Source organism: Streptomyces sp. SM10 (genome assembly GCF_002910915.1).
Classification (GTDB): domain Bacteria; phylum Actinomycetota; class Actinomycetes; order Streptomycetales; family Streptomycetaceae; genus Streptomyces.
Genome location: NZ_NEUF01000115.1, coordinates 1 through 25643, shown reverse-complemented (window position 1 = coordinate 25643; position 25643 = coordinate 1). Strand labels below are relative to the sequence as shown.

At 67.7% G+C, this 25643-nt stretch carries 17 protein-coding genes; 7 read left to right on the top strand and 10 right to left on the bottom strand.

Going from position 1 to position 25643, the window contains the following annotated elements; all coding sequences use genetic code 11:
- Positions 1-54: 54 nt before the first annotated feature.
- The gene (locus B9S57_RS18180; protein WP_103514838.1) at positions 55-1749 is read left to right on the top strand and encodes an ISAzo13 family transposase; all 1695 of its coding nucleotides are present in this window, start codon (positions 55-57) and stop codon (positions 1747-1749) included.
- A gap of 158 nt (positions 1750-1907) precedes the next feature.
- On the opposite strand, the gene B9S57_RS18175 is transcribed toward B9S57_RS18180, so the two are convergent.
- Positions 1908-2357 (bottom strand): ATP-binding protein, encoded by a 450-nt coding sequence (locus tag B9S57_RS18175; RefSeq protein ID WP_103516626.1) that lies wholly within the window; start codon positions 2355-2357, stop codon positions 1908-1910.
- 203 nt (positions 2358-2560) lie between these two features.
- Between B9S57_RS18175 and B9S57_RS18170 the strand changes: the two genes are divergently transcribed.
- Both B9S57_RS18170 and B9S57_RS18165 read left to right on the top strand, forming a co-directional pair.
- Positions 2561-3415 carry a helix-turn-helix transcriptional regulator gene (locus B9S57_RS18170; RefSeq protein WP_103516625.1) on the top strand — a complete coding sequence of 285 codons (855 nt, stop codon included), beginning with the start codon at positions 2561-2563 and terminating at the stop codon, positions 3413-3415.
- Positions 3412-3606: a DUF397 domain-containing protein gene (locus B9S57_RS18165; RefSeq protein ID WP_103516624.1), complete on the top strand. Its 195-nt coding sequence runs from the start codon at positions 3412-3414 to the stop codon at positions 3604-3606. The genes B9S57_RS18170 and B9S57_RS18165 overlap by 4 nt, the downstream gene beginning before the upstream one ends.
- A 160-nt stretch (positions 3607-3766) precedes the next feature.
- Here the strand turns inward: B9S57_RS18165 and drmB are convergent, their stop codons facing one another.
- The 5 genes from drmB to B9S57_RS18140 form a co-directional block, all read right to left on the bottom strand.
- Positions 3767-5623 carry a DUF1998 domain-containing protein gene (drmB, locus tag B9S57_RS18160; RefSeq protein WP_103516623.1) on the bottom strand — a complete coding sequence of 619 codons (1857 nt, stop codon included), beginning with the start codon at positions 5621-5623 and terminating at the stop codon, positions 3767-3769.
- 2 nt (positions 5624-5625) lie between these two features.
- A complete protein-coding gene (locus B9S57_RS18155; RefSeq protein ID WP_103516622.1) occupies positions 5626-8877 on the bottom strand; it encodes a helicase-related protein in 3252 nt (1083 codons plus the stop codon).
- Entirely contained in the window at positions 8874-10787 is a 1914-nt protein-coding gene (locus B9S57_RS18150; RefSeq protein WP_103516621.1) for a UvrD-helicase domain-containing protein, read from the bottom strand. The genes B9S57_RS18155 and B9S57_RS18150 overlap by 4 nt, the downstream gene beginning before the upstream one ends.
- Positions 10784-15589, bottom strand: coding sequence for a DEAD/DEAH box helicase (locus tag B9S57_RS18145; protein WP_103516620.1), 4806 nt, complete (start codon positions 15587-15589; stop codon positions 10784-10786). The genes B9S57_RS18150 and B9S57_RS18145 overlap by 4 nt, the downstream gene beginning before the upstream one ends.
- Positions 15590-15706: 117 nt before the next feature.
- Positions 15707-16084: a hypothetical protein gene (locus tag B9S57_RS18140; RefSeq protein ID WP_103516619.1), complete on the bottom strand. Its 378-nt coding sequence runs from the start codon at positions 16082-16084 to the stop codon at positions 15707-15709.
- 320 nt (positions 16085-16404) lie between these two features.
- Here B9S57_RS18140 and B9S57_RS18135 point away from each other — a divergent pair, with 320 nt between their 5' ends.
- The 3 genes from B9S57_RS18135 to B9S57_RS18125 are packed head-to-tail and all read left to right on the top strand — an operon-like array spanning position 16405 to position 20365.
- Positions 16405-18486 (top strand): helix-turn-helix transcriptional regulator, encoded by a 2082-nt coding sequence (locus tag B9S57_RS18135; RefSeq protein ID WP_103516618.1) that lies wholly within the window; start codon positions 16405-16407, stop codon positions 18484-18486.
- Positions 18483-19457: a hypothetical protein gene (locus tag B9S57_RS18130; protein ID WP_103516617.1), complete on the top strand. Its 975-nt coding sequence runs from the start codon at positions 18483-18485 to the stop codon at positions 19455-19457. Before B9S57_RS18135 ends, B9S57_RS18130 begins: the two co-directional genes overlap by 4 nt.
- Complete coding sequence (locus tag B9S57_RS18125; RefSeq protein WP_103516616.1) at positions 19457-20365, top strand: DUF6339 family protein; 909 nt, start codon at positions 19457-19459, stop codon at positions 20363-20365. The genes B9S57_RS18130 and B9S57_RS18125 overlap by 1 nt, the downstream gene beginning before the upstream one ends.
- Positions 20366-20402: 37 nt before the next feature.
- Here the strand turns inward: B9S57_RS18125 and B9S57_RS18120 are convergent, their stop codons facing one another.
- The 4 genes from B9S57_RS18120 to B9S57_RS18105 all read right to left on the bottom strand — a co-directional run bounded on the left by B9S57_RS18120 (position 20403) and on the right by B9S57_RS18105 (position 24115).
- A complete protein-coding gene (locus B9S57_RS18120) occupies positions 20403-21656 on the bottom strand; it encodes a DNA cytosine methyltransferase (protein WP_103516615.1) in 1254 nt (417 codons plus the stop codon).
- A gap of 71 nt (positions 21657-21727) precedes the next feature.
- The gene (locus B9S57_RS18115; RefSeq protein WP_103516614.1) at positions 21728-22681 is read right to left on the bottom strand and encodes a DNA cytosine methyltransferase; all 954 of its coding nucleotides are present in this window, start codon (positions 22679-22681) and stop codon (positions 21728-21730) included.
- Positions 22678-23121: a very short patch repair endonuclease gene (locus B9S57_RS18110; protein WP_181011384.1), complete on the bottom strand. Its 444-nt coding sequence runs from the start codon at positions 23119-23121 to the stop codon at positions 22678-22680. The genes B9S57_RS18115 and B9S57_RS18110 overlap by 4 nt, the downstream gene beginning before the upstream one ends.
- Positions 23122-23206: 85 nt before the next feature.
- The gene (locus B9S57_RS18105) at positions 23207-24115 is read right to left on the bottom strand and encodes a TetR/AcrR family transcriptional regulator C-terminal domain-containing protein (protein WP_103516612.1); all 909 of its coding nucleotides are present in this window, start codon (positions 24113-24115) and stop codon (positions 23207-23209) included.
- A gap of 115 nt (positions 24116-24230) precedes the next feature.
- Between B9S57_RS18105 and B9S57_RS18100 the strand changes: the two genes are divergently transcribed.
- On the top strand, positions 24231-25643 hold a 1413-nt coding region (locus B9S57_RS18100; RefSeq protein WP_103516627.1), incomplete at its 3' end, for an MFS transporter.

Below are 25643 nucleotides of genomic sequence, written 5' to 3'. Positions count from 1 at the left end.
GGGCCTGCCGGGAAACAAGCCGTCGCTTCCGGGATTGTGGCTCGTTGTTGTGGTATGGGGAGATCGGAGGGGATCGAGACCGGGCTGGCGGCGAAGTTTCAGGCGCTGTTCCCGCACTTGGACGAGCGTCAGCGGCGACTGACCATAGGAGCGGAGGCACGCTCGCTGGGGCATGGCGGGATCAGGCTCGTCGCTCGCGCGGCGGGGGTGCGTGAGGGCACCGTTTCACGCGGGGCTGCTGAACTTGAGTCCGGTGACGTGCTGTTGGGACGGGTCCGCCGGGTGGGCGGGGGCCGCAAACGGGCGGTGGACCTGAATCCGGGGCTGCGGCCCGCGCTGCTGGCTTTGGTGGAGCCGAATGTGCGTGGGGATCCGATGTCACCGCTGCGGTGGACGGTGAAGTCGACGCGGCAGTTGTCCGCCGAGCTGGTCCGGCAGGGCCATCGGGTCTCGGCGGACACGGTGGCGGCGGTGCTGCGCGAGGAGGGCTTCAGCCTCCAGGGCAACGCCAAGACCACCGAAGGCAAGCAGCACCCGGACCGGGACGGACAGTTCCGCTATATCAACGACCAGGCCAAGGAGTTCCAGGCAGCAGGCGACCCCGTGATCAGCGTGGACACCAAGAAGAAGGAGCTGGTGGGCAACTACAAGAACGGCGGGCGCGAGTGGCATCGCAAGGGGGAACCGGTCCGGGTCCGTACTCACGACTTTCCCGACGCCGATCTGGGCAAGGCGATCCCGTACGGAATCTACGACCTGGCCGAGGATGCCGGCTGGGTCAACGTCGGCACCGATCACGACACCGCAGCGTTCGCCGTCGCCTCCATCCGCCGCTGGTGGCATGCGGCCGGACATGCCGCCTACCCGCACTCCGGACGCCTGCTGATCACCGCGGACGCAGGCGGTTCCAACGGACACCGGACCCGCGCCTGGAAGTTCGAGCTGGCCGCCCTGGCCCTCGAGACCGGCCTGGAGATCAGCGTGTCTCACTTTCCTCCAGGTACTTCAAAATGGAACAAAATTGAGCACCGGCTGTTCTCCCACATCACGATGAACTGGCGAGGCAGGCCGCTGACCAGCCATGACGTCATCGTCAACAGCATCGCCGCGACCACCACCCGCACCGGCCTCGCCATCCGGGCCGAGCTCGACACTGCCCTCTATGAGACCGGATTGAGGGTCAGCGACGGGCAGATGACCGCCTTGCCGCTGAACCGCCACGACTGGCATGGCGACTGGAACTACACCCTGCGTCCCGAGGAGCACCGTCGGGATGGAATCCCTCCCGTACTGCCTCAGCTCCAGCCCGGCCCCGGCCGCGCCTGGCTGGTCCACCCGGCCCTGACCGGCATGGACGACGAACGATGGGGCCAGCTCATCGGTGAGCTGGCGGCGGCCCGCACGGCCCAGCGGGAAGACGACCTACACCAGCGGCGCGGCGGCGACCGGCAGAAGACTCCCGCCGCCGGCCTCTACACCGGCCGGCGCCCGGGCCTCACTCTCGTCGACCGGCTCCTGGCCACCCTCCTCTACGAGAGGCTCGGGCTTCCCCAGGTCGCCATCGCCCGCCTCTTCGCGGTCGCGCCCCAGACCATCAACCGGCGCATCCGCAAGACCCACCAACTCCTCGACGAGATCGGGCACATCAACGCCCCGGCCGAGCACCGCCTCGCCACCCTGGACGACCTCGCAGACCTCGCCACACAGCTCGGAATCACCCCGCCACCGGAGATCAAGACGGCGAGTTGATAATCGGCAGGCCCTAACCATCGTCAGGGGCAGGCGAATCGGGCTTCGGACGCAGAGGGATCCGGTACCGGAGTCGTAGTTCCGTGGTCGCTTGACACGCGTCTCACGTCACTCGCTCCGGAGAACCACCGAGCCGTGCCGGGGGGCCTGCGGGCGGCTCAGCACCGAGCCCGAGGTGCGGTCAAGACGTACTCGGCCCAGACCGTCTTGCCCGGGCCGAGCCGGTCGCAGACACCCCAGCGTGCGACGAGGGCGTCGACGAGGAGCAGCCCGCGGCCGTATTCCTCCTCCTCTCCGGGCTGGGCACAGGCCGGCCGGGCCGGGTGGGTGTCGGACACCTCGATCCGGATGACCTGCATGTCGTCCTCGTGACGGAGGAGCAGGGCGAAGTCCCGGCCGGGGACGCGGCCGTGCAGCACGGCGTTCGCAGCGAGCTCAGCCACGACGAGCGTGACCGTGTCGTGGTCGTCCGTGCCCCGCGCATGCCCCCACTCGACGAGCTGAAGCGCGGCAAGCAGGCGCGCGAGGCGGGCTCCGCGCCGGGTGGCTGAGAAGCGCTGGGCGAAGACGCGCGAGACGGCGGGCGATTGGGTGTGAGGGGCTGACATGGGACTCAGCCTGCGGGGATGTGCAGACCGGCGGCAGGCACGGCACCGATACAGATGAGCTTGTACGGGTTCACCCGCTGGACTGGGGCAGTCACGATACGTAACCATGGGTCAGGTCAGGCGTTGCGCAGCGCGGGCGTTGCTGCGGTGCGGCACGGGTGGGGCCACGCGAGTGGACCCGGAACAGGGAGACACGGGCCCGGATGACCACGGACAACGTCGGGGGCAGGGGTGGAGGCTGCGGCGATCCTGAGTTGTCCGACAGCCTCAGGACCTTCGGTGCGGTACTCAAGGCACTGCGGGACGAGGCCCGCCTGACACAGGAACAGTTCGCACCCCTGGTGCAGTACTCGGCGGCGTACATCGCCAAGATCGAGCAGGGCAAACGCTTCCCGCCGAGGGACCTGCTGGACCGCTCGGAGGAAGCGTTGGGCGCGACGGCTGCGCGGGTGCTGGCAGCAGCGGCGAGGAGCCTGACGCGGAAGGCGGGGCTGGCGTCGTGGTTCCTGCAGTGGGCGGGGATCGAGGAGGAGGCGATCACGCTGTGCGCGTACGAGTGCCGGGCGATCCCGGGGCTGCTGCAACCCGAGGCATACATCCGCGCCATCTTCGAGCGACGGCTGCCGCCCCTGTCCACCGAACAGATCGAGCGTCAGGTGATCGCCCGACTGGAACGGCAGCAGCTCCTGATCGACAGGCCGAACACGGCCTTCAGTTTCGTCATCGAGCAGGCATTGCTGGAACGGCACATGGGCGGCCCCGACGTGACCCGCCGGTTGCTGGACCATCTGTTGAGCGAGGGCGGGCGGCGGAACGTGGAGATCCAGGTGATGCCCCTGCGCCAGTACGACCACGCGGGCATCGACGGCCTGATGTACCTCGCGGAGACCCACTTGCACGAGTGGGTCGGCTACTCCGAGGGCCAACAGTCCAGCATTCTCATCACGTCGCCGAAGGACGTGAGCGCGATGCTCCAGCGCTATGGCAAGCTGCGCTCGCAGGCCCTCGGTCGCGAAGCCACGGTCAGCCTGCTGGAGCAGATGCGAGGAGCACTATGAGCACCACGGACCTGGCCTGGTTCAAGAGCAGCTACAGCGGCAGCTCCGGCGACAACTGCGTCGAGGTCGCCGTGAGCACCGAGGGCGTCCTCGTCCGGGACTCGAAGGACACGGAGAGGCGAGGCCTGTCGATCTCCCGTCAGGCGTGGTCGGCGTTCACGAAGCTTGCCGGCGGCGGGCAAGCTTCGTGAACGCCGAGACCGAGGGCCGGCTCACGCGTCGAGCTCAAGGGCAGAACTGCGCGCCATCCGGGAGCGCGTTGCGCCCCGCCGGAGTGAGCGGAGCGGCCAGTGGATCACAGCGCGCACCTGCCGGCGGAATTGCGCGGTCCGACCGCTCACGTGCCGAGGGTCAGAAGGTGAAGAAGCCAGGCACCTGACCATCCGGAGTTCCGACCAAGGCAGTGCGGTCGAGCAGTACGTTGTTGTTCTCGCAGCTCGTCTCCGGAAGAAGAAGACACGCGTGGCATGCGGCGAGATTCAGGCTGTCAGCGCCGCTCGACTCCGACTCCATGCAGAGAGGGTCGTTCGAGCACCAACTGCCACGTTGCAGAGCGGCTCGGAGAGAGTTGTCGAGGCGGCCCGGCTCCCCCTGTGCGACAACGCCGCCGAGACTACCGGCGGAGTCGCTGGTGGCTGTGTAGATGAGCACGCCTGCCATGTCCTCGTCGCTGTAGAGCCGCTCGCGCAGAGACGCGGCCGGATAACCGCCGTCGAGACTCCATTCGTTGATCAGCGTATGGGCCAAGGCGTGCAGAAGGAGAAAGCGGGCCGTGGCCGGTGAAGGAGGAATCTGCTTGTCCGAGTCGCCCGCCCGGGCAGACAGGAGTCTCTCGTGGTTGTCACGGATACGTGTGGCACGAGCGACCTGCGCCGGGTGTTCCTCCCAGGTCCGGAGTCGTTCCGGGTCGAGGCGAAGAAACACACCTTCGCCGCTCACTTCGAAAGCCGGAAGCCAATTCTGTTTCGTCAACGAGATCTCGGCCTGGCGCAGTGGGGAGTCGGCCGGACTCGGCTCTTCGACACGACGGAACGACTGCAGCGCTCGTACCTCGCGCAGCCGCTTGACCAGCATCACCTGCGTCAGCCCATGGGACGAGCGTAGGGCGTCGATCGAGTCGGACGGCGGTTCGCACACAAACTCCTGTTCCTCCTCCGCATCTTCGGGATGAGGCGTGGACAGGCTCCTGTACTCGCCCTCGTAGAGCTGGCGCCGGTAGTCGTCGACGCGTTTGACGGCTTCCGCTTCGTCCACCTGTTCCGCTGCGGCGGCCTCGGCCGCACGCCTCCGTTCGACCTCTGCCACCACGTCGTCGTCGCTGAATTTCGGGTGGTGGAGCAGCAGCTTCATGACGCGTACGAACGTCTTGATGGAGGAGGGTTCCTCCTCCTTCAAGCCGTCGTAGAACGGCGCTACGAGCTTGGCGATGCCCTGGCTGTAGGGCGGGATGGACAGGGCGGAGTACATGACCGGGAACCAGACCGAGGACGAACCACGCTGGAGGGTACGTGGTGGTTCCTGGCAGCTCTCGGCCGGAGCGTCCTTGAGCCAGGGGCGCCGACCGCCGCACCGGATGCCGAGGTCCCTGAGGGCTTGGCGTCGGAACGAGCCCTCCATGGAAACTCTTTCCACGCCACAACTGCAGCCGATCAGTACGGCTCGCAAGGATGCGGTCGAGCCGTCGGACTGAAAGGTCAGTTGGCCTCCGCAGCTCCCGGAGCCGGTTCGGTTCCCCCGGTGGACCCATTTCCAGTACGGAAAGTCCTCCAGATGACCGTGCGAACACGCGATCACGAATCGGGAGGGGACCAGGCTTTCCTGGCACGTCGAGCACTCGGCCCGTCGTGCAGGGGAGTTGAATTTACGGTAAGGCTGCAGTTGGTGGCAGTGAGGGCACGAGTACATTTCCGGGAAGCGCACGGCCCGCACGCCGTCCCGGGCCGAGTCGGAATCGGGAGCCGGGGGCATACGGAATCCGGAGACGCCCAGCTGCCGCGCCAGGCGGGGCTCCGAGATGAACGGCGCCTCGGAAACGTCCCACGAGTCGATACCACGGATGAGGAACGACTCGTTCTCCACAGCGATCATGGCTCCGACACCGTACGTCGTGATGAGCTGGGCGCGCCGGATCTCCCCGAGCCTGCGGGCGGTACGTGCCGCTGTTGTGGGAAGGCCACGACGACGAGTGCGATGTGGTGCGGGTCCCATGGTCAGCGCTCCTCGAAGAAGGTGGACGAGGCGTCCACGTCTCGCAGGCTCCACAGTGTCTTCCACGGCGACGCGTCGATCGACTCGTCGTCGTAGTTGGCCAGCAGGGAGGGGTTGCGCGAACCACGTGGAGCCTCGTAGACAAGGTTGGGGTGCTCGCGTGCCTCGCCGCACCACCATTCGACGAACTGCTCGAAGGCTGCCGCGGTGGCTTCGAGCTCGGTCGGCTCGACCGCCGAGACCCGGTCCAGCAGGACCTTCCCGACCTCGTCCCGGAGATCGGTGCGGAAGTCCTCCACATGAGCTGCTGCTTCGTTGGCTCGAGCGGCGGGCAGCATCAAGCGGGCCAGGGCCACCACCACGGCGTGAAGGCCTCTGTCCCGGGCGCGGGCGGAGAACGGGGTGACGCTGGTGGACTCCACCTCGCGGTACAGGGCGGAGTGGAAGCTCTGGAAATCCTCGTAGTGAGAGCGGTCTCGCGACCTGGTGGAGTTGAGCATGATCGCGACGAGACCCGGGTGTTGCCGACCGACCCGACTCGTTGCCTGGATGTACTCGGCGGTCGTCTGTGGCTGTCCCATGACGGCCATCAACCCGAGTCGGTCCACATCGACACCGACGGAGATCATGTTGGTGGCCAGCAGGACGTCGAGTGCCGCCTGATCGGGGTGGCGTCGTTCGATGTCCTTCAGCCTGCGGGAGATGTCACTGGCGTTTGCCCGGCTGCTCAACTCTGTGAGGGCGTCCGCACGGCGTGCCTCGCGGCCTTCTCGGGCCGCTACGTGGCCCAGCCGTTCCTGCACGTCGTCGAGGACCTGGAGCTCAGCTGCAGACAGCAGCCGCAAGCTGTTGAAGTAGCCGACCAGGGTCCAGTAGGCGTCCTTCACCTCGGGTGGGGCATCGTGGGCGTGGGCTTGGTGCAGCAGAGCCGCGTAGACCCGGATCAACAAGGTGGCCTGGCTTGTGCTGGAGGTCAGGAGTCCGACGTAGCAACGTGCCGCCTTACGTTCGCGGGGTGTCTCGACGGCGAACCAGGAGTCCCTTGCGTCAAGACCGCCGGGTGGGAACTGCTGCACAGTACGGTCGAACAGCCGGGTGCCCTGCTCGCCGGCGCGACGGATGGTAGCCGTCGAAGCGATGACCTTGGGACGATCGGCCAGCGCGTCGACCGCGGTTTCGTACAGGCCGGTGAGAGTGCCGAGGGGCCCCGAGATGAGGTGCAGTTCGTCCTGCACGATGAGTTCGGGAGGTCTGACGCCATCGACATCCCGGTTGAACAGAGCAGCTGACGCGGGCCGCCACGGCATCGAGGCGAACTTGTCGACGGTGGCGATGACCAAGGTCGGACGATGGGCGTACACGGCCTCATCGACGAGGTGCACCGGTAGTCCTCGGCGGAACTCGCACGTGATCGAGGGGCAGTTCACCGTCATGCGGCGGGCATCCTTGTCGACCGCGTAGTCACGAGGCCGCATCGGGTCGCCGCACCAAGGGCAGTTGCGCAGTTGGACCGGGTTCTCCGTCTGCAACTGGAGCGCCTCGTTGCGTACGAGGTCCGCCAGTTTCTCCTCGGCCACCACCAACGTGTTCGGGGTCGCCGAACGGCCCACCCACATGCCGATGGAGATCTCTTCGTGCCCCAGCCTCGCCGGATCGGAAGCGCGTAGCAGGTCCATGGCACAGATCAGCGCAGCGGCTCTCTCGAACTGTTGGAGCGTGAGCAGCCGGAGTGTATACCGCATGAGTACGGTGACTCCGGCCCCGGAGGCCCCGTCCCGCAGCCGTCGAAGGAAGGTGGTGAAAGCGATCAGACCGAGGTAGGCCTCCGTCTTGCCGCCGCCCGTGGGGAACCACAGGAGGTCCGACACCTCGCGGTCGTCATGGCCCGGATCGACGATTCCCGCCAGGCAGAGCAGCATGAAGGAGAGCTGGAAGGGTCGCCACCGCCCCGCTTGCTCGTCCGGTCGTCCGGACCTTCCTTCTTTGATCCACACGGTGCGCGCCCGCTGATCGGCCATCGCCAGATTCGCCAGGCGGAACGCCTGCATGATGTCCGGTCGATCCGCGTCCTCCAGCAGATCCACGCCTTCGCGCATGCGGAGCAGAGCGCGGCGGCACAGGAGGAGTTGATCAGCCGCAGCCTGGCCGTCCTCCGTCCCTCCTAGCCGGAGAGCTTGGTCCTCCTGAGTGTCGATCCACCGCTCGTAACCCTCCAACAGGGCGCGCAGTGCCGCCACGACCTCTGTTGCCGGGGCGGTCCCCAACCGATACATGGCCAGTGGTTTGTCGTCGATCCCAGGGTTGGAGTCGGTCAGCAGCACCTCGTAGGAGGGGATGAACTCCGTCCGCAGGGCGGTGACCGTGGGACGTTCGGTCGGGACGGAGCCCACCGGCGGAGGTGTCCAGTCCCAATGCGCTGCGCAGCCGTGACCGATGGCGAAACTCGGCACATGGCGGTGCAACAGCCGGCTCAAGGCCTGCTCCGAGTCGACCGCACCCGAGGTGGCCGGCCGGACCACGAACACCGGGCTCCGGTCGTCCCTCGCCGTGGCAGTCAGTTGCGGCTGGTAGAAGCAATGCGCGTCGCGGAGATCGAACTGTCCCACTTCAAGGCTGTTGACGACCGTCACCGTCACGGTCACCGTCCCGTCCGACGCGGATCGGGGGCGGACCAGCACGCGTAGGTCCAGCCCTGGGTGAAGAACGAAGGGATCGAGCATCCCCGGCCGGGTGACATCCACATCGACGGGTTCGATGACCAGGGCGGAGCGCCGCCAATGCTCCCGCTGGGCCTTGGTGCTGCGTGCCTCGGTCCGCTTCGCGGCCACCGGTTTCCCCTCGGCATCCTCCGGCACGTAGACGGCCGCGCGCGTCCTCAACCGGATCCAACCGGACACGGTCGGGTCCACGGCGAAGGTCAGGCCGATGGACGAGGGCATCCGCACGTTCGCGAGCGAGACGCCCAGATCGCCCGGTCCCTCCTCGGCGTCCCGCCGGACGCCGAGCGGAACCGTGTCGATGCCGTCCCGCTCGGCTTCCAGTTCCCCCTGGTCGGCAGTCCCGGCCGGGGACGAACTGCTCGACCGGTCGGGGCGGGAGCGAGGGAAGAGCACACCCACCGGGTACATGGTGATCGGTGCGTCATCCGTGAGCACTTCCTCCGCGCCGCCCACAGGACCGAGTAGATCCTTCCGGAGGGCGTCGACGAGCGACTCGCGCACCTCGTAGTGCGCTTGGTGAGTAGACCCGCTCATGCGTCCCCCTCGGTTCGGTCCGTGTACCACTGAAAGCGTCCCAGGCCGCAGAGCCGAGGTGCGACCCAGGCGCCGTGGTTCCCCAGCCCCGCGGTTTCGGTGGCTGCAGGGCTGCCCGCCACGCTTTCCACGCAGTCGATCCGGAGGCCGGTGATCAGAGGTGGCCAATGATCGATCTCCGAGTGCGCGGTCCGGCGCAGCATGCGGTACAGGCCGGTCCGGAAGCGCTCCGACACGACTGCCACCCGCCGGCCACCGACCACCACCGCGTACGGGGGAGACTGGTCCTCGGCAATGGGAATGTCGTGCAACAGGACCAGCTCGGCCTCGGAGCCAGGGGCGACACCGGTCACCAGGTGACGCCAGAGGTCCTCGGGGTCGTGTCGGAAACCCTCTGTGCCCGGCGGCTGCTCGTGGGACACGTCCGAACCGATCAGCTCGATGCCGTTCCGTGCCCAGGTGCTGCGACCACCCAGATACCAGCGGTCGATCCTCTTGTCCTTGCGGATGAGCCACGAGTTGGGAGAATCCAGGATGTGGAGATCGTCGCGGGCTCTTGTCATGGCCACATACAGCAGTCGGGCCTCTGCGGCGGGGTCGTAGTCGAACTTCTTCTTCTTGACCGGGGCGGGTTCCTTCAGCACACGTGGTTCGACGACCAGGACCCGGTCGAACTCCAAGCCCTTGGCCCGGTGCATGGTCGATATGACGAGAGGGGACGGTTGAGCCGCGGTGAGCTCATCGGGCAGCCGCCCTTCGGCGAGCGCGCGGTGCAGTGCGACGACGTCGACGGTGCCCTTGCCGCGCCCCCGCGCAACTTTGCGGACCGACCGCCACAGCGCTTCTGGCGCGGAGCCGATCGGGATACGCAGGTCGACCAGCAGTTCCGCGAAGCGCTCCTGGGAGAGATCGGTCGAACCGGTCGAGGCTAGGAGTTCGGCGATCCATACAGGGGCGGAGCGCTCGCGGGCGGAGCGTTGCAAAGTGTGAGGGACGTCGGCGGCGGCCAGAATGCCGGACAAGGTCAAGGCCTGGCCGTTGTCCCGACACAGGATGGCAGTGGTGTCGGGGTACTCACGCAGAGCAGCCTGCACGAACTCGTCATCAAGGCTTCCGAAATTCGGCGTCGACAACAGCAAAGCCCGCAGGTCACCATGAATGCGCTCCGCCTCGTCGACGACCGTGGCCCGATCGCGAGGCATCGCCTGCAACTGGACGCCGTAGGGCAGAGCCAGCCGCGCCACCTCACTGCGGGCCCGGAAGTTGTCGCCCAGGTGCAGCTCCACCAGGTCCTCGCCGAACGTTGCCCGCACCCACTCCAGGAACCGGTCGGTTTCCTCGGCCCGCTGCTCCGGATCGGACACCTGGAACCCGTAGACGGCCTGAGCCGAGTCACCCACCACGGTGAACCCGCTGTTCTCCTGAAAGCGGTCGAGCAGGGCTTCGACCATTTCCCGACGGACGCCCACGAGGTCCTGAACCTCGTCGATCACCACGTGGGCGGGCACGTACTCCCCGCCTTCGACCGCGCCTCTGTCGATCGCCTCGGTGGCGGCTTCGATCCGGCCGTCGAAGGTGTACGTGCCCCAGTCCACGTCCGGGTAGGCGCGGTGGAGCAGAGCGGAGGCCCAGCCGTCGAATGTCTGCACCCGGATGCGTTGCGCGGCGGCGGCGTCCCGCTCGATCCGCTCGGTGAGTTCGCGTACGGCGGCACGGGAGAAACTGAGGACCAGGATCTCTCCCGCCTCGAGTTCCTCGCGTTCCACCAGCACGTCGAGCCGTCGCACCAGGGTGTACGTCTTGCCGGCGCCCGCACCGGCAGTGACCAGGACCCGGGCGTCCCAGGGCTGGTCCACCACGGCCTGTTGAGCGGAGGTGAGCCGATGTTCGGTGGGGAGTGCGTACGTCACCGGGCCTCGTCCCACAGGTACTCGAACTCGGTGAACGCGAGGTCCTCACCGTAGTTGGTGATGTTGTCCCGGACGTTCAGTATCAGGCAGCTCTCCTTGCCGCCGTTCTTCGGGCCGCGCAGACCGCGTCCGATCATCTGCTGGTAGATGTTGGGGCTGTAGGTCGGACGGGCGACGACGACCGCACGAGTGGCCGGCGCGTCGAAGCCTTGGGTCAGCACGCCGTAGTTCGTGAGCACCTGGGTCCTGCCCTTGCGGAAGTCGTTGATCCGCTGGCGGCGTTCGCTGGTGGGCGTGCTCGAGTCGATGGCCGAGGCCTTGATGTCCCTGTCCCCCAACTTTGCTGCCAGCAGCTTGGCGTGGGCGACGGAGGTGGCGAACACCAGAACAGGCCAGTCGGAGGGCATGGCGGCGATCTCGTCGACGATGCGCTGACTACGGTCGTGGTCCTCGGCGAGCCGTTGTTCCGCACCCTTGGGCAAGGTGGCGAACGTCTCGGACTGGGCGCGCTCATCAGCGGTGAGGGAGATCGCGGCGCCCTGCAGCTCGCGGTGCTTCACCTGGGCCAGCACTCCGAGGTGCTGCAACGACTTGATGGCGACGGACAGATCTCCGTCGAAGACCCCGGTGTCCAGCCGGTTGCCGAACCTCTGGACCAGGAGCCGGGTCAGCTCCGCGTTGTTCTTGTACGGGGTCGCGGTCAGGCCGACAAGGTGGCGGCCTGTCCGGTGGTGCGTGAGCCCGAGTTGCTCGAGAAGCCGTGTGTAGCGTTTGGACATCGCGGTGTGCGCCTCGTCGACGATGACGAGCGAGGCGGAATCCCGCAACCAGGTGTACTTGTCATCCATCAGGCAGCGGTCCAGCTTGGCGTCGGTCGCGACGACCAGGTGTGGTCGCCCGTCGACCGGGGTGGCCTCGTTCGACGCCCACAGCCGGCTGATGACGAGGGGGTGCTCAGGACCCACCTTCGACCAGACGAAGCTCCAACTCTGCACGGCCTGCTCGCACAGCTCTTCCGTCTGAGCGATCCACAGGACCGGACCCGGGAGGTCCTGGCGGTCCCGGATCCAACGAATCACGCCTTCCGCCGTGACACGCGTCTTGCCGGCTCCCGTCGGCAGGCTGAGCATGCCGCGCTGAGGCAGTGGGCTCTCCAACAGACCCAGCAGCGCCTGGGCGAGGTCCTCCTGGTACGAGTGGAGAGCGGGGAATTCCGTCGGTCCTTCCACCTCCAGGCGTGCGTCCAGGGAGGGCACCTGAGCTCCGGCGAAGGAGTCCGGGAAACCGAGGTCGCTGACGAACAGCAAGGCCTTCTGGCCACCGCTGAAGGACGCGGGTGCCCGGGTGGGGAAGTGCAGTGTCAGGTCGTGGGAGTGGATCCGCAGGATCGCCTCGCCGTGGGCGTTGAACGCCATCTCGGCGACGCGCCGAGGGCTGGGCTCGCTCCCGTGCTCGTGGATCTCGCTCTCCATCAGCCCAGGCGGAAGCCCGCCACGCAGCGCCTCCTCACCGATGAGCAGAGCGATCTTGTCGATGACGCTCTCGGCCTCACGGACTGCGCGTAGCCGCCTCTGGAGAGCCTGATCGTGCTCCTGCTTCTCCTGCAGGGCGAGTGCCTGGCTGCACCCTGCGGGCCCGAAGCCCCACTTGAACTCCTCGTCGGCGGCTTGCAGCACCTGGAGGCGGTCGAGGGAGTCCAGGACGAAGAGGGTGTACCCCTTCCTCGCGAACGTGAGGGGCTTGCGCTTGCTGCCCATGGGCGTACGCATGACATGCGTGAGCTCGGAGCAGCGCTGGATCTTGTAGTTGCTTCCGGCCTGGCCGAGGCGGGCCTTGACCGTGGGAAATTCCTCTAGGAGGGCGGAGGCCCGTCCGGTCTTCATCGGGTCGATCTCCCGGCTGATGACATCGGAGACCTTCCGCATGCCCCAGTCCTCGATCATCGCCTTGGCCGAGGCGGCGTCGGCCTTGTCGGCGACCAGAAGCGCGGGAAGCCCTTCACGGACGAGTTCCTTGAACTCCGGCGTACTCGTCGCCACGGCGATCTCGTCGTCCGGCCGACCTTCCCAGGAGTTCCCCACGCGGCACCGGGTGAGTACGTCTTCCGGGAACTCGAACTCGACGCGGTGCAGGAGGGCATAGGCGTGACCGATGAACGCGTCGTCCTCGCTCTGCAGGAGAAGGTCCAGCAGCTTGCCCCAGCGACGGGAGGGCACCTCATCGGTGCTCGTAGGCATCCCCAGCCGGCGCGCCAGCTCGTCCGAGACCTCGGCGACGGGCAGCACGGAGTGAAACGTCTTGAGCTGGGGCCCGACGGCGTCACGCACGCGGGTCAGACCCATGGACGTGCGTACGAGGCCGTGCTTGTAGATCATCCATCGCAGCGGAGACACCACTGGCTTGCGGGTGTTTGCGTTGGTCCCGTACCGCATCTGCCAGTGCTGCGAGATATCGCTCGGAGGCATGGCCGACACGAAGGCGGCGCGGCCCTCCTCGGACAGAACCGGCAGCAGGTGCAGCGGGCCCAGGGTCGCGGCACCCTCCACCGTGAGGCGGGAGATGTTGGGGCGCGGCGAGGTGCTCGGCAGGTCCCGAAGGTGCTTTTCGTGTACAGCCTGTCGGTACTCCTCGAACCAGGTCTCGCCCTGCGGCCGGTGGCCGCCCGCGGGACGGTCGGACAGCCCGAAGTCGCGGAACACCGGCCTGTCGCTGTCGTGGAAGCTCATGTCGACGGTGACGCCCCTGTCCCGACTGCCGTCGGCGGGTACCACCGGACCCGGAAGGAGACAGTCGCGCATCGGTCGGTACCGACCGTCCAAGGTACGGACGCGCAGCGTCTCCAGAGGCTTCGGCACCTTCGCGCGGATGCGGTCGGACTGCGCGCTGCCCCCGGCGCTCCGGAGCAGGACCCAGAAGTTGGACCAGGCGTCCGTGTCGTAGTGGTCGAAGCCTTGGTCGAGGACGCCCTCGAACCGCCCCTGTGCGTCGGCGACCCTGATGCCGATGTTATGCAGGTGTCTGGACATCTCCGGACGCTCGGAGATCGACGAGTGCACATAGACCATGTCGTCACGTAGAGCGTCGGCGGAGGTCCGGTGGAAGATTTCTCCGGCGACGGGGGCGACCATCCCGTGGTCCTCGGTCAGGACGATTTTCGCCCGGCGAGCCGCAGTAGTGATCTCCGAATCGCCGCGCAGCCGTCCGGCCTGGTCCTTGAGCACCATCAGGGAGAGGATCTCGATGGCGTGGGTCGAGGCCTCCGCGGAACCGTCGGAGACAAGGGCCTCGAGCCAGTCCTTGACACTCTCAGGCGTTTTCCCTGCCTGTTCCAGGATGTGGTTCATCTTGCCGCGCCGGACAGCGGTGTCGGACGCGTCGACGGACGGGTGGAGCCAGCCGGCGGGGCGACCGCTGTACTCGGCCCAGATCTGGACCCATTCCTTGTCGAGGTTGGGCGGCGTGATGAAGAGCTCGCGAGGCCGCTGGAGCACACCGTCCTGGTCAGGCAGGGAGGGGCTTTCGGCTGCGTAATCCCACAAGCGACGCAGGAAGTATTCGTCGGCCCAGTTGAGCTTCTCCTTGACTCGGCCAGGCAGCAGGGGGAGGTAGGCGGCGGGATCGTCGGCGGGCACCAGCGCGGGCAGGGTATTGACCACCAGCCGCGCTGCCACCTCCAGAAGCTCACGGTTGAAGGGGCTGCCGTCGAGGAGGTGCTGGCGGTCCTCGTTGGTCTTCCATGGCGCGTTGAGGATGCCGGTCAACGACACCTCGTACTTGGTGGGAAAGAACGCCCAGAAAGAGCCCTTGCCGACAGGAACGGTATACAGGCCGCTACGCACGGTGTACTCGGGAACCGCCCAGGACACTTCCAGCACGGGCCGGCCGTGCAGTTCGCCCGCGCTCTCCTCGGCCTCGCCGGTAGGGGAGTAGGAGGCAGAGAAGACCTTCCACTGCTCCGTGGTCTGTTTGGTGCCGCTCGCCACCTCCCTCAGCGTCCGATAGTTGCCCTTGTGCTCGATCGAGAGCTCTCGGCGGACCGGCGGCATGAAGCGCCGGTCATGCAGGAACAGTTCACCGACATGTGGGGAGAACAACTGGAAGTGGGCAGGGAAGGCATCGGTCACGCGTCCGTTGGGGCCCTTGTGGCCGACGATGTCGCGGCCGAGGCGCTCAGCGGCACCCTTGTCCTTCACCAGGGGCAGGCGGACCACAGTCGTGGCCCAGTGCAGCAGCTTGTCCAGGGTGTCGTCGTCGGCTCGTTCCTGCTCGACGTCGAGAGGGCGGGCCATGCGCAACACCGGTGTGTCCATGGGGAGATCGGCCTGCCGACCGAGAGCCTGCGCGATCTCGGCAGCGGACCAGTCCTTGTCGAAGCCGAAGCCGAAAGCGCCGTTCCCGCTGAAGAACTGGGGAGAGTCGCTCACCGAGAGCACGGACTTGACGCCGACGCCGAACCGGCCGATCTGCCCGCCGCGCTTACGGGAAACGCTCATCCGCAGGATCGTCTCAGCTCCCTCCGGTGTGACAGGGCTGCCCACGTTCGCGCAGTAGAGATGGGTATCGGTGAGAACCACATGCAGCTTGCCGCCAGGAGCCGCCGCGATCTCGTCCGCCGCGTTCTGTACGAGCTCGTACAACTGGCGCTCCCCGTAGCCGCCCTGGGTGATTCGACGCTCGCCGTTGGCGTGCTCCTGTATCAGCCCCGGATCTACCTGGTAGGTCTTCAGGACGGTGGCGGACTGCCGGATCACGGTCTCGATCACGGGCGGGAGCGGAGAGTCGGCGAACTGCCGGTCGGTCATGAGACACCTGTCTCTAGGGAGAGAACGAACCGAGGACGCGCGGGGGGAGCGGGGTGCCGGCGACTACGCCGGCACCCCGGGAAACAAGGGCGAGTTGCTAAGTGGAGGGGTGGGGGCTCAGCTGTCGGTAGTCGTGACCGTGGTGATCGTGGTGACAGTGACGACCGTCGTCACGACGGTCGTGGTCCGCCCGTTCGTGTGGGTGTGACGGGTGCTTCGAGTGACCTGGTAGGTGCGTGGGCGACCGGCGCGCCGGGGGGTGGTGGGGCGCCGGGTGGCCCGCGAGGCGCGCCGCACGGGAGGGTCGGAGGGGGTGGCGACCTGCTCCGTGGGTGCGGTGGCGCGTGAGAGCCGGGCGAGCCGCTTCCGCCCCGCAGCCAGGACCTGGGGGTGGATGCCGTGACACGTCAGGAGCTCGGCCCGGAGTTCCGGGTCCTCGAGACCGTCGTACTTGCGGATGAACCAGGACATCCAGGCGTCGCCGTCATCGATCATGTGGGGTTCCCCTCCCTGTGAGTGCACCAGCGAGCACTTTCGACCGGTTGGTGCACGTAAAGACCGCTTTGTGACCGAACGTGAGGCAGAGCTCTCCTGCCATCGGGAGGCGTATCCCTCAACGGCCCTGACCGGGTTGGGAGTTGCCAACACAGACACTAGCACGCGTGATCGGCAAGCCGATCGGAAGGGGAATGAATAAGATCAGCCCCTGCTGGCGCTCGAGCGAGACGTGTGCGTCAAATGACATTTGACGAAGCACTTACGTCAAGTGCGGTGCTACCGTGTGTCCCCGCTCGGCATGAAGAAGGAGTGGGTCGATGGAGGACAGCGAGGACTTCGGTGTGTGGCTCGGGCGGCAGCTCCGCCGCAAGGGCCTGTCGCAGCAGGGGCTCGGCCAGCAGTTGGGCTTGACGCGCGCCGCCGTGTCGGCGTGGGTGACGGGCAGAGCTCAGCCGCGGGCCGAGGTGATGGTCAAGATCGCGGAGATCCTGGAAACGGATGTCGCGACTCTGATCACCAGGGACGCCGACGCCGGTTCGGACCGGCCGATCGCTTGGTACCACCGGCTCGCTCACCACGACGGCGGCCGGGAGTACGGCAACGCCGCGGCTTTCGCGTTCGACGCCAACCTGTCCGTGCTGGCTCGGGAGGTCACGCAGAACGCGCTGGACGAACGGCTCGACCCGAGCCGCTCGGTGCGCGTGCGTTTCACCCTGCACGAGCTGACCGGTGAGCACCTGCACTCCTTCCTCTCCGCGCTGAAGTGGGACGAACTGGAACCCCACTACACGGCGGCCTCGCAGTCCGGGCAGAAGGCTGGTCGGGTCCTGACCGAGGGCCTTCGGGCCCTGCGCGAGAATGCCTCGCTTCTGCTTCTGCGGATCGACGACTACAACGCTTCCGGGTTGACCGGACCCGAGTACGGGGACGGCCGGTACGCCGCGGTCGTCCGCCGTCAGCTGGACAGTCACAAGAGCAACGATCGGGCGGGCGGTTCCTACGGGCTGGGCAAAGCAACTCTGTGGGCAGCCAGTCGGCTCGGCATGGTGCTGATCAACAGCACCTTGTCCGAGGCGCACGAAGGACGTACCGCTCGTCGGGTCGTCGGGCGCCTCGACCTTCCCTGGCGTGAGGTCGCGGGTGTCGCATACGCAGGTCCCGCATGGCTGGGCGAGCCGGACACCGAGAAGGCGCACGAGGGGGTCTCCCGCTCCTGGTGGGCGGATGAACGCGTGGTCGAGGATCTGCGGCTCGAGCGGGACAGTGACGATCCTGGGACCTCCTTCCTTGTCGTCGGCGCCCATGACGCGGCCGGCGGCAGTGACACGTTGGAGGACCTGCACGCTGCTCTCGGGCGGGCGCTCTCCGACAACTTCTGGGCCGCCATGACCTCGGGTCGCTCGGCCCAGCCCCTGCTCGAGGCATCGGTACGGGCCTTTCGCAATGGTGAAGTGGTAGGCGGGGAACGTCGGATCGACCCGCTCGACCGGCACCCCGCGCTCGTGCACGCACTCCGTGCCTACATCGACGGTGAGACGGTCGACGAGCTCACGGAAGCCGGACAGGTCGCTTCCAAGGACGTCGCTCTCACCGTCCCGCCGCTGCGGACAGCCGGACGCAGGGCTGCGGGCACCAGCCACCGTGCCGTACTTCTGGTCACTCCGGCTGAGGACGGGGACGAACAACACAGCCGGATCGTGTGCATGCGTGGGAACCGGATGACCGTCACGGCACGTCCCCCACGGAACCTGGGAGTCGGAGTGGACCCGTTCCAGGCCGTTCTGCTCGCTGGTTTCGCGACGGGCGACGACAGTACGGCGACACATGCCGCCGAAGAATTCCTGCGCGCCGCCGAGCCGCCGGAGCACGACAGGTGGGGGGTGACCGAGGAACTCACTGCGGCCTACGTCAATGCTCCTCGCCGTCTGTCCGAATTCAACACTGCCATGGACACGGCGCTGAGGGGCGTGATCGGTCGACGGGCCGTCGGCCGGAGCCCGGTCGGCCACGAGATCCTCCGAAAGTTGCTACGCCTCGACCTGCCGTCGGCCACGAGCGGTCGTCGGCGTCATCCGCTCGTGGACCGGGTGGTCGGTAAGGTGGATGCGGCCGGGGCCTGGACCCTGGACGTGACGCTGGACGTGCCACAACGAGAGGTCGGCTGGCAACTGCTGCCGGTGGTCAAGTTCGACGTGCGATCGGGCGGACGCCCCTCGCTCGAGTGGGCGGAGCTGTCACCGACCGAGAATTGTCGGGTCGTCGAGGGCAGGCTGGTCATCGATCCGGATGTGCGGTCCGCGCGCTTCAGCGGTGTCACTGCCGTGGGGAGCCATCCGGTGGCCGCGGCCATGGCCGGTGTGATCGTGGACATCCAGCAGGTGGGGGAGGCCTCGGCGTGAGTGCTGTATACGCGTACCCGACTTTGGTGGGGAAGATCGAGGCCAGCGTTCGAGGGGCGAGCATGGACGGGAAGCCGCTGCAGCTCTCGCTGATCTCGCAGCGCGATCAGGTCGTCGCTCTCCACCAGGTGGAACGGGACGACTGGACCGAGGGTGTGCTGGACCTGGAAGTCTCCCTACCTGTTGACGAGTTGGCAGACGGTCCGTGGTCGGGGGTCACCTGTGTCGCAGTACTGACCGAGGGGGCCACGAACACCCGCGTGGTGAGTCGCCTGGAACGTCGCCGGGATGAGACGCGTTGGAGGGGCGAGGTCCGGGTGCGTCGTTCCACCCACGCCGCCCGCGCTCTGCTCGACGTAAGCGTTGTCGGTAGCCACGGCGGTGTCGACGGGCGCATCATCGGGAAGACGGACGTCCCGTGGGTCGTCGACCTGCTGGCCCGCACACCGGCCAGGCAACGCGACCTGGAGATCGTGGAGGAGGATTTCCGGGACGGTCCGCAGCCGTGGTTGCGCCCGTTCGCCGACGCACCCTGGCTGATCGACACATCGGGGGACCTGCCGACCATCCTGCTCAACACCTCCTTCGAGGGGCTCTCCGCGCTGCTGTCCGGTGCGCGCAGCCCGGTGGAGAAGGCGACCGCAGGACTCGTCTCCGCTCAGGTCGCGGGAGAGGCATGGGCGACCATGTTCCAGTCCGCTCTCAGCAACCTCGAATTCGACGAGGACGGAACTCCCCATCTCCCCACCGGTTGGCGCGGGGCGGTACTGCGCGTCATGCTGCCGGAGGTGTTTCCACGACTGCCGCTTCCCGACGCGTTGAGAGAGGCACACGACCGTCGGGCGGATGGTCGAGGATGGGCGGAGGTCCAGTCGCGGATCGAGTTCGCAGCTGGAAGGCGTAGCCAGTTGCCCAGGAACCTCCTGGCGACCATCCGTGCCGTTTCCCGATCCCAGGAAGGCACGCGCTGATGATCACCTGTACGCATACGGAGATCCCCGACCGCCTCGCTCTGCTCTCCGGGGATCGTGCCACCGGCTTCCTCAACCACGGGGTGCGCGCCGGCCAGGAGAAGCTGCCACACGTGGCGATCCTCCGAGCGAGCAAGCCCATCCAGGACGAGTCCGTCCGGTGGAACGTCGGCCCGGTACGCGAGATCGTCGAGGAGGCGATGTACAGGTTCGGCGAGGCCAGGACCGACGCCGATGCCTGGCTGGCACCCCGGCTGCACGCGACCCTGCGCCTGACACGGGCGGAGGCGGCGGATGCCGGGCTCTGGAATTTCCTCGCCCTGGCCGTGGCGCCCGACTTCGTCCTGTGGCGACACCTGCCGCTCGGCACGGTGGACGACGGAGCCCCGAGGAAGACGAACAGCGCCAGGTTCATCGGCCCGCACTACAGTCAAGCCTTCGCGCGACTCTGGTGGTCGGCCGAGATGTTCCGTGACGGGCCCGACTACTCGCCGGCAGAGGCCGCCTGCGCGAACCAGGACATGATCAATACCGCGCTCCGGCTGTCAGCCATCGATCACAAGCCCACTGCTCTGGCCCTGGTATCGGCTCTCCAGGGGTTCACCGACACTGGAGTCACGCGTCTCGGGGATCGGGTCAACGCGCTGTGCACGGCAGTCAACGTCGCCGGGAGCACACTCATGTACGAGGTGATCGCGCCCGACGATCCACCTCGGCACGACGCGCTCACCGAGTGGATCGCCGATGCGGAGTCGATGCCCGCCGTGCCTTGGGAGAGCCTCCCGGAAGGACCGGACGACGGTACCGCCCGGCGTTCTTCTCTCGAACTCCTGTCGCGGATGTTCGCGCGGTTCGCCGCAGAGGCGCCGTTGCGTGACCGAGGTCGCTCCGGGGCCGCCCACGACTGATCCTCTGGCGGGCTCGTCGTCTCGGGCCCCGACCGGCTCACGTGTTCGCGGTGAGGCCCTCGTCCGTCGGTGCGTCAGGGCGCGGCGGTTTCCATGACGCCAGCTTCTTCATCAACTCCTTCTCCGGCGGACCGAGTCGGAGCGCACATCTGAGGACGTGCAGAGAAAGGAGCGGTGGAATGGCGTTTCCGATCTGTTGGGCCACGTCGGTGGAACGCCAGGGGTACCGACGTGGGAACGACTGGAGCAGACCGGCTTCTTCGGGCGTGAGCCGCTCAAGCTCTTCGCCGATGTCCTTGGTTCCGGACTCGGTCTCCTTGAGCAGGAAGATCTTGTTGCGTCGAAACTTTCCGGTAATGGTCGCTGCGGGCTGGTCGGAAGTGCGGCGCCCACGGTTTTTGGGGTCGCCCCCGGACCCGTAGTTGGAAACCACCTCGAAGTCGCGCGGGCGCTCGGTGAGTACGTCCCGCATGGCGACCCAAGGTTGGACCGGCCTCTTCCCATTTCGCGGCGCGGTGAACAACGACCCCTGCTTCTCGTGCTGCTCCCGACCACCGTGTGCGGCGAGACGGGTAGCACCCTTTCGGTAGCGTTGGTGCGTCGCCTCAGGAAACGCAACGGTCCGGTACACGTCCTCCGGGTCCCACTGAGCGATCAGCACGGCGCGACGGCGTGTCTGGGGGACGCCGAAATCCTCGGTGTGCAGCACATGGGCCTCGGCGGCGTAGCCCGCCCTCCGGAGGATGTCCACGAAGTGCTTCCATACCGGCAGCACAGTGGGCACCTGCTCCAGCACGATCACTTCATACGGTCTACGGCGCTTGAGCTTCGCTTCCATGATCCAGCGCAGCGGTTGCAGCACGAACCCTGTCCGATCGTCCGACATCGCGTCGGTCTCGGTCTTCACCTCTTTCCAGGCCACATCGAACGACGCCTCGTCCTCGTGGTCGGCCAGCCGCGTGGCCAGGCGCACCACGTCGTCCAGAGCCTGATGACCCTTGAGGCTCCCCGCCACGGAGAACGACTGGCAAGGGGGCCCACCTGTGAGGACCGTCGCCTCGACGACCGAGGGGTCGCACGGACCGAGCGCGGCGACGTCCTTCACCTCGGTGGTGAGGAGGCCGGCCGCCGCGCGTGTGGCACGTGTGGCGTCGTCCCATTCCACGCCGATGCTCTCGACGCCCTCGTCCTTCATGACCGTGGCGGCGATGTCGAGGCCGCCGGGCCCTGCGAAGAGATCGACGATCGCGAACTTCGCAGGGGGAAGCGAAGGGGGAGAGGGGCGGGTCATGGTGTGCAAGTGTAGCCGGCGATCAAGATCACTCCGTCCGATCCCGGTGGGGAGTGCCGCCCGCTCGGGGATCAGCTGTTCAGAGCGGTAGCAACGGCCTGCCCGAGCGCTGCTCCGACCGGTGGGGGAGAGGCGTGTCCGATCTGTCGGTAGCGAGCGGTCTTCCTTCCGGCGAACTGCCATTCCCGGGGGAACGCCTGCAGGAGAGCTGTCTGCGCGTCGGTGAGTTTGATCATCCCCGACACGGCGTCGTCAGGTCCCGGGACATCGTTGGCCAGCGCTCCGCCGTTGACCTTCATCCGTTCCCACGCCCTCTTCGACCCCGTCGGCCCCAGGTCCGCGCCTCCCCGGTTGTCCGAGCCGCCCACCAACGTAGGAGCGACACTCATGGCCTGAGCTGCCCAGGCGTCCACCCCGGGCCAACCACGGGCGGCCATGGATCGACGCAACGCACGACCCACGGGAACATGAGTCGCCACAGTCGGAGCCGGTGGGGCGAACGCGTCGAAGTACTGCTCCTTCAGCGCGACGAGCACCCCCTGCTTGCGATCCTGCGGTACGCCGAAGTCAGCGGCGTTCAGGACGAACCAGCGGAAGCGGTAGCCGAGGTGTTCCAGCTCCTTGCGGATGAACTCCCGCACACCCTCGAAGGCCGGAGCGTCCACAAGCCCCGGAACGTTTTCGATGAGCAGTGCGCGGGGCTGGATGGAGTGCGTGAGCAGCACCGCGGCCTCCAGCAGCCGCAGCTCCTCCTGCGTCTCCGCTCTTGCCGCGGTCGCACTGGACCTCACCCGCGGCAGCCCTGCGGAGAGAAGGTCCACATCGTAGGTGTGCTGGTGCTCTGCCGGGTCGAAGTCCAGAAGGTCCATCTCCAGGACGTTCCACGCCGGCCGGTTCAGCCGAAGCGTCTCGCAGGCCACCGGCTTCTTGTCGAGCAGCAGTACGGGAACGAAGCCCGCCTCTTCGAGCCCCAGCGCCAGCCCTCCCGCACCCGCACACACATCGACGAACCGCAGCTTGCTCATAGGCCCCCGCCCTTGTTCCGTGTGCGCCGTTCACGCTCGACGGCCGCCGCGACCAGCTCGGCGGCACCGTCCGGCGCCTCGTGCTCCCAGAATCGCAGCACCGTCCACCCTGCCGCAGTCAGATGCTCGGTCGTCTCCCGGTCCCTGGCCATGTTTCGGTCCAGCTTCTCCCGCCACCACTGAGCGTTCGACTTCGGTTGCGTGGCGTGCGCGGGGCAACCGTGCCAGAAGCAGCCGTCGATCATCACGGCGACCTTGGCCCGGGTGAAGGCGATGTCGATCGTGCGCCGGGGCATGCTCGGCACCCGCGCGTTCACCCGGAAGCGATAGCCGGCCGCATGCAACAACTTCCGCACTGCGACCTCAGGCTTGGTGTCGCGGCGTGCCTGGCGGCTCATCCGGGCGGAGACGCCGGGGGACGAGGGGGTGACGGTGCTCATCACCACTATTCTCCTACGAACCGTCCGTCCCATGTTCGATGGTCTGGAAGTGCACCAGGTCCCTCGAGGTAGGTACATCAAGGCCTCACGTCCGGCCCGCCACCAGCGCCTCCACCCCGTCCAGCACCCTCGCCAGCCCGAACTCGAAGAGCGTGTCCAGGTCCAGTTCGAAGTCCTCCTCCCCCTCGAAGAGCGTGGACAGCACCGGGTAGGCCGCGGTCGTCTGGATCGCGTCCATGCGTGGCTCCATCGACGTCATCCACTCGGTCGCCGACATGCCGCTGTCCTGCCGTGCCTGGAACTCCAGCTCGACGGCCATCGCGACGCCCTGGGCGTATCCGAGCACCGTGAGGTGGATGTGCAGCATCTGCTTCGGGGTGAGGCCGAGGCCGGTCAGGGCGCTCAGGACCCGCTCGAGGTAGTGCATGGCGTTCGGGGAGGCCATCGGGCGGGTGAGGTGGGCCATGGCCCGGGCCAGCCAGGGGTGTTGCTCGTACTGCTTCCACAGCCAGCGTGCCTCCCGCTCCAGCAGCTGGCGCCAGCCCGTCGGGCGTGGGCCGGGCGGGCCGTCGCCGAACACCGCCTCCGACATGAGCCGGACGAGCTCGCCCTTGCTCGGGACATGGCGGTACAGCGCCATCGTGGAGGTGCCGAGCTCCGTCGCGATGCGGCGCATCGACAGTGCGGCGAGGCCCTCCTCGTCCACGAGCGCGATCGCTGTACGGATGATGCGCTCGCGGCTGAGCTGCCGGCCGTGAGCCGTCGCGCGGTCCCGGCCGCTCTCCGCCACCACGGTGCCGACGCCGGGCACCGCCCGGACCAGTCCCTCCTGGTTCAGCGCGGCGAGGGCCTTCGTCGCCGTGGCCATCGCGACGCCCCAGTCCTGCGTGATCCGGCGCGTGGAGGGCACCCGGTCGCCCGGACGGAGCTCGCCCGAAGCGATGCGACTGCGGATCTCCCCGGCGATGCGGAGGTAGGGCGGTTCGGCGGTCATGAGGGCCACCGTACTAGTGCACCTGGAGTCGTGGTACCCCTCCCAGATGGCTGTTGTGCGTGGTGCACTAGGTGACTGTTTGCGGTGTACGTCGCGAGGCGGTTCCGTGCTGTCCATGGAGAAAACATCTGAGAGAACGCCCGAGAACACACCCGGGAGCACGCCCGGCCCCCGCGCGGGCCGTAAGGAATGGACCGCCCTCGGCGTCCTGATGCTGCCGCTGCTCCTGGTCTCGATGGACGTCTCCGTCCTCTACTTCGCGATCCCGTACATCAGCCAGGATCTGGAGCCCAGCGCCACACAGCAGTTGTGGATCCTGGACATGTACGGCTTCGTGCTCGCCGGCCTGCTCATCGTCATGGGCGCCCTCGGCGACCGGATCGGGAGGCGCGCGCTGGTGCTGGCGGGAGCCGCCGTCTTCGGCGTCGCCTCGGTGGCGGCCGCGTACGCCCACTCCGCCGAGGTGCTCATCGGCGTACGCGCGCTGCTCGGCCTCGGCGGGGCCGCCCTGATGCCGTCGACCCTCGCCCTGATCCGCAGCCTCTTCCACGACGCGAAGCAGCGCGCCAAGGCGGTGACCCTCTGGACGGGCGTCATGACCACCGGCGTCTCGCTGGGGCCGGTCGTCAGCGGGCTGCTGCTCGAACACTTCTGGTGGGGCTCGGTCTTCCTCATCAATCTGCCGGCCATGGTGCTGCTGCTCGCGCTGGTGCCCTTCCTGGTGCCGGAGACCGCCACCGGCGCCCGCGACCGTTTCGACGTGCTCAGCGCGGTGCTCTCGCTCGGTGCCCTCCTCCCGGTCATCTACGGGATCAAGGAGTGGGCCCGGCACGGCTACGAGCCGCTGCCCGCGCTCTGCGTCATCGCCGGCCTGGCGCTCGGCGTCGTCTTCGTACGCCGCCAGAAGCGCCTCGCGCATCCGATGGTCGACCTCGGCCTCCTGGGACGCCGTGCCTTCGGCGGGCCGGTGCTCGCCAATCTGCTCGCGATGTTCGCCACGGTGGGCATGGCCGTCTTCTTCACCCAGTACCTGCAGTCCGTCCTCGGGCAGAGCCCCCTCACCGCCGCGCTGTGGAGCCTGGTGCCTGCGGCGGGCGTCGCCCTCATGGCGCCCACGGCTGCCGTGCTCGCCCAGCGGACCGACCGCGCGTACGTCATGGGGGGCGGGTTCCTCGTCGCCGCCTGCGGTTTCCTCTGGCTGGCTCAGCTGCGTACCGACTCGCCCCTGTGGGTGGCCCTCACCGGAGGTGCCGTCTACGCGGGCGGGCTGGTCGCCGCCATGACCCTCGCCAACGAACTCGCCCTGGGGGCCGCCCCTCCGGAGCGCGCCGGGTCGGCGGCGGCCGTGCTGGAATCCGGGCAGGAGCTTGGCGGTGCCCTGGGGATGGCGATCCTCGGCTCCGTCGGCGCCGCGGTCTACAGCCGGGACATGGCCGACGCCGTGCCCGCCGGCACACCGCACGCCGACGCGGTACGCGAAACCCTGGGCGGTGCGGCGGCCGTCGCGGCCGAGCTGCCCGCGGCGGCG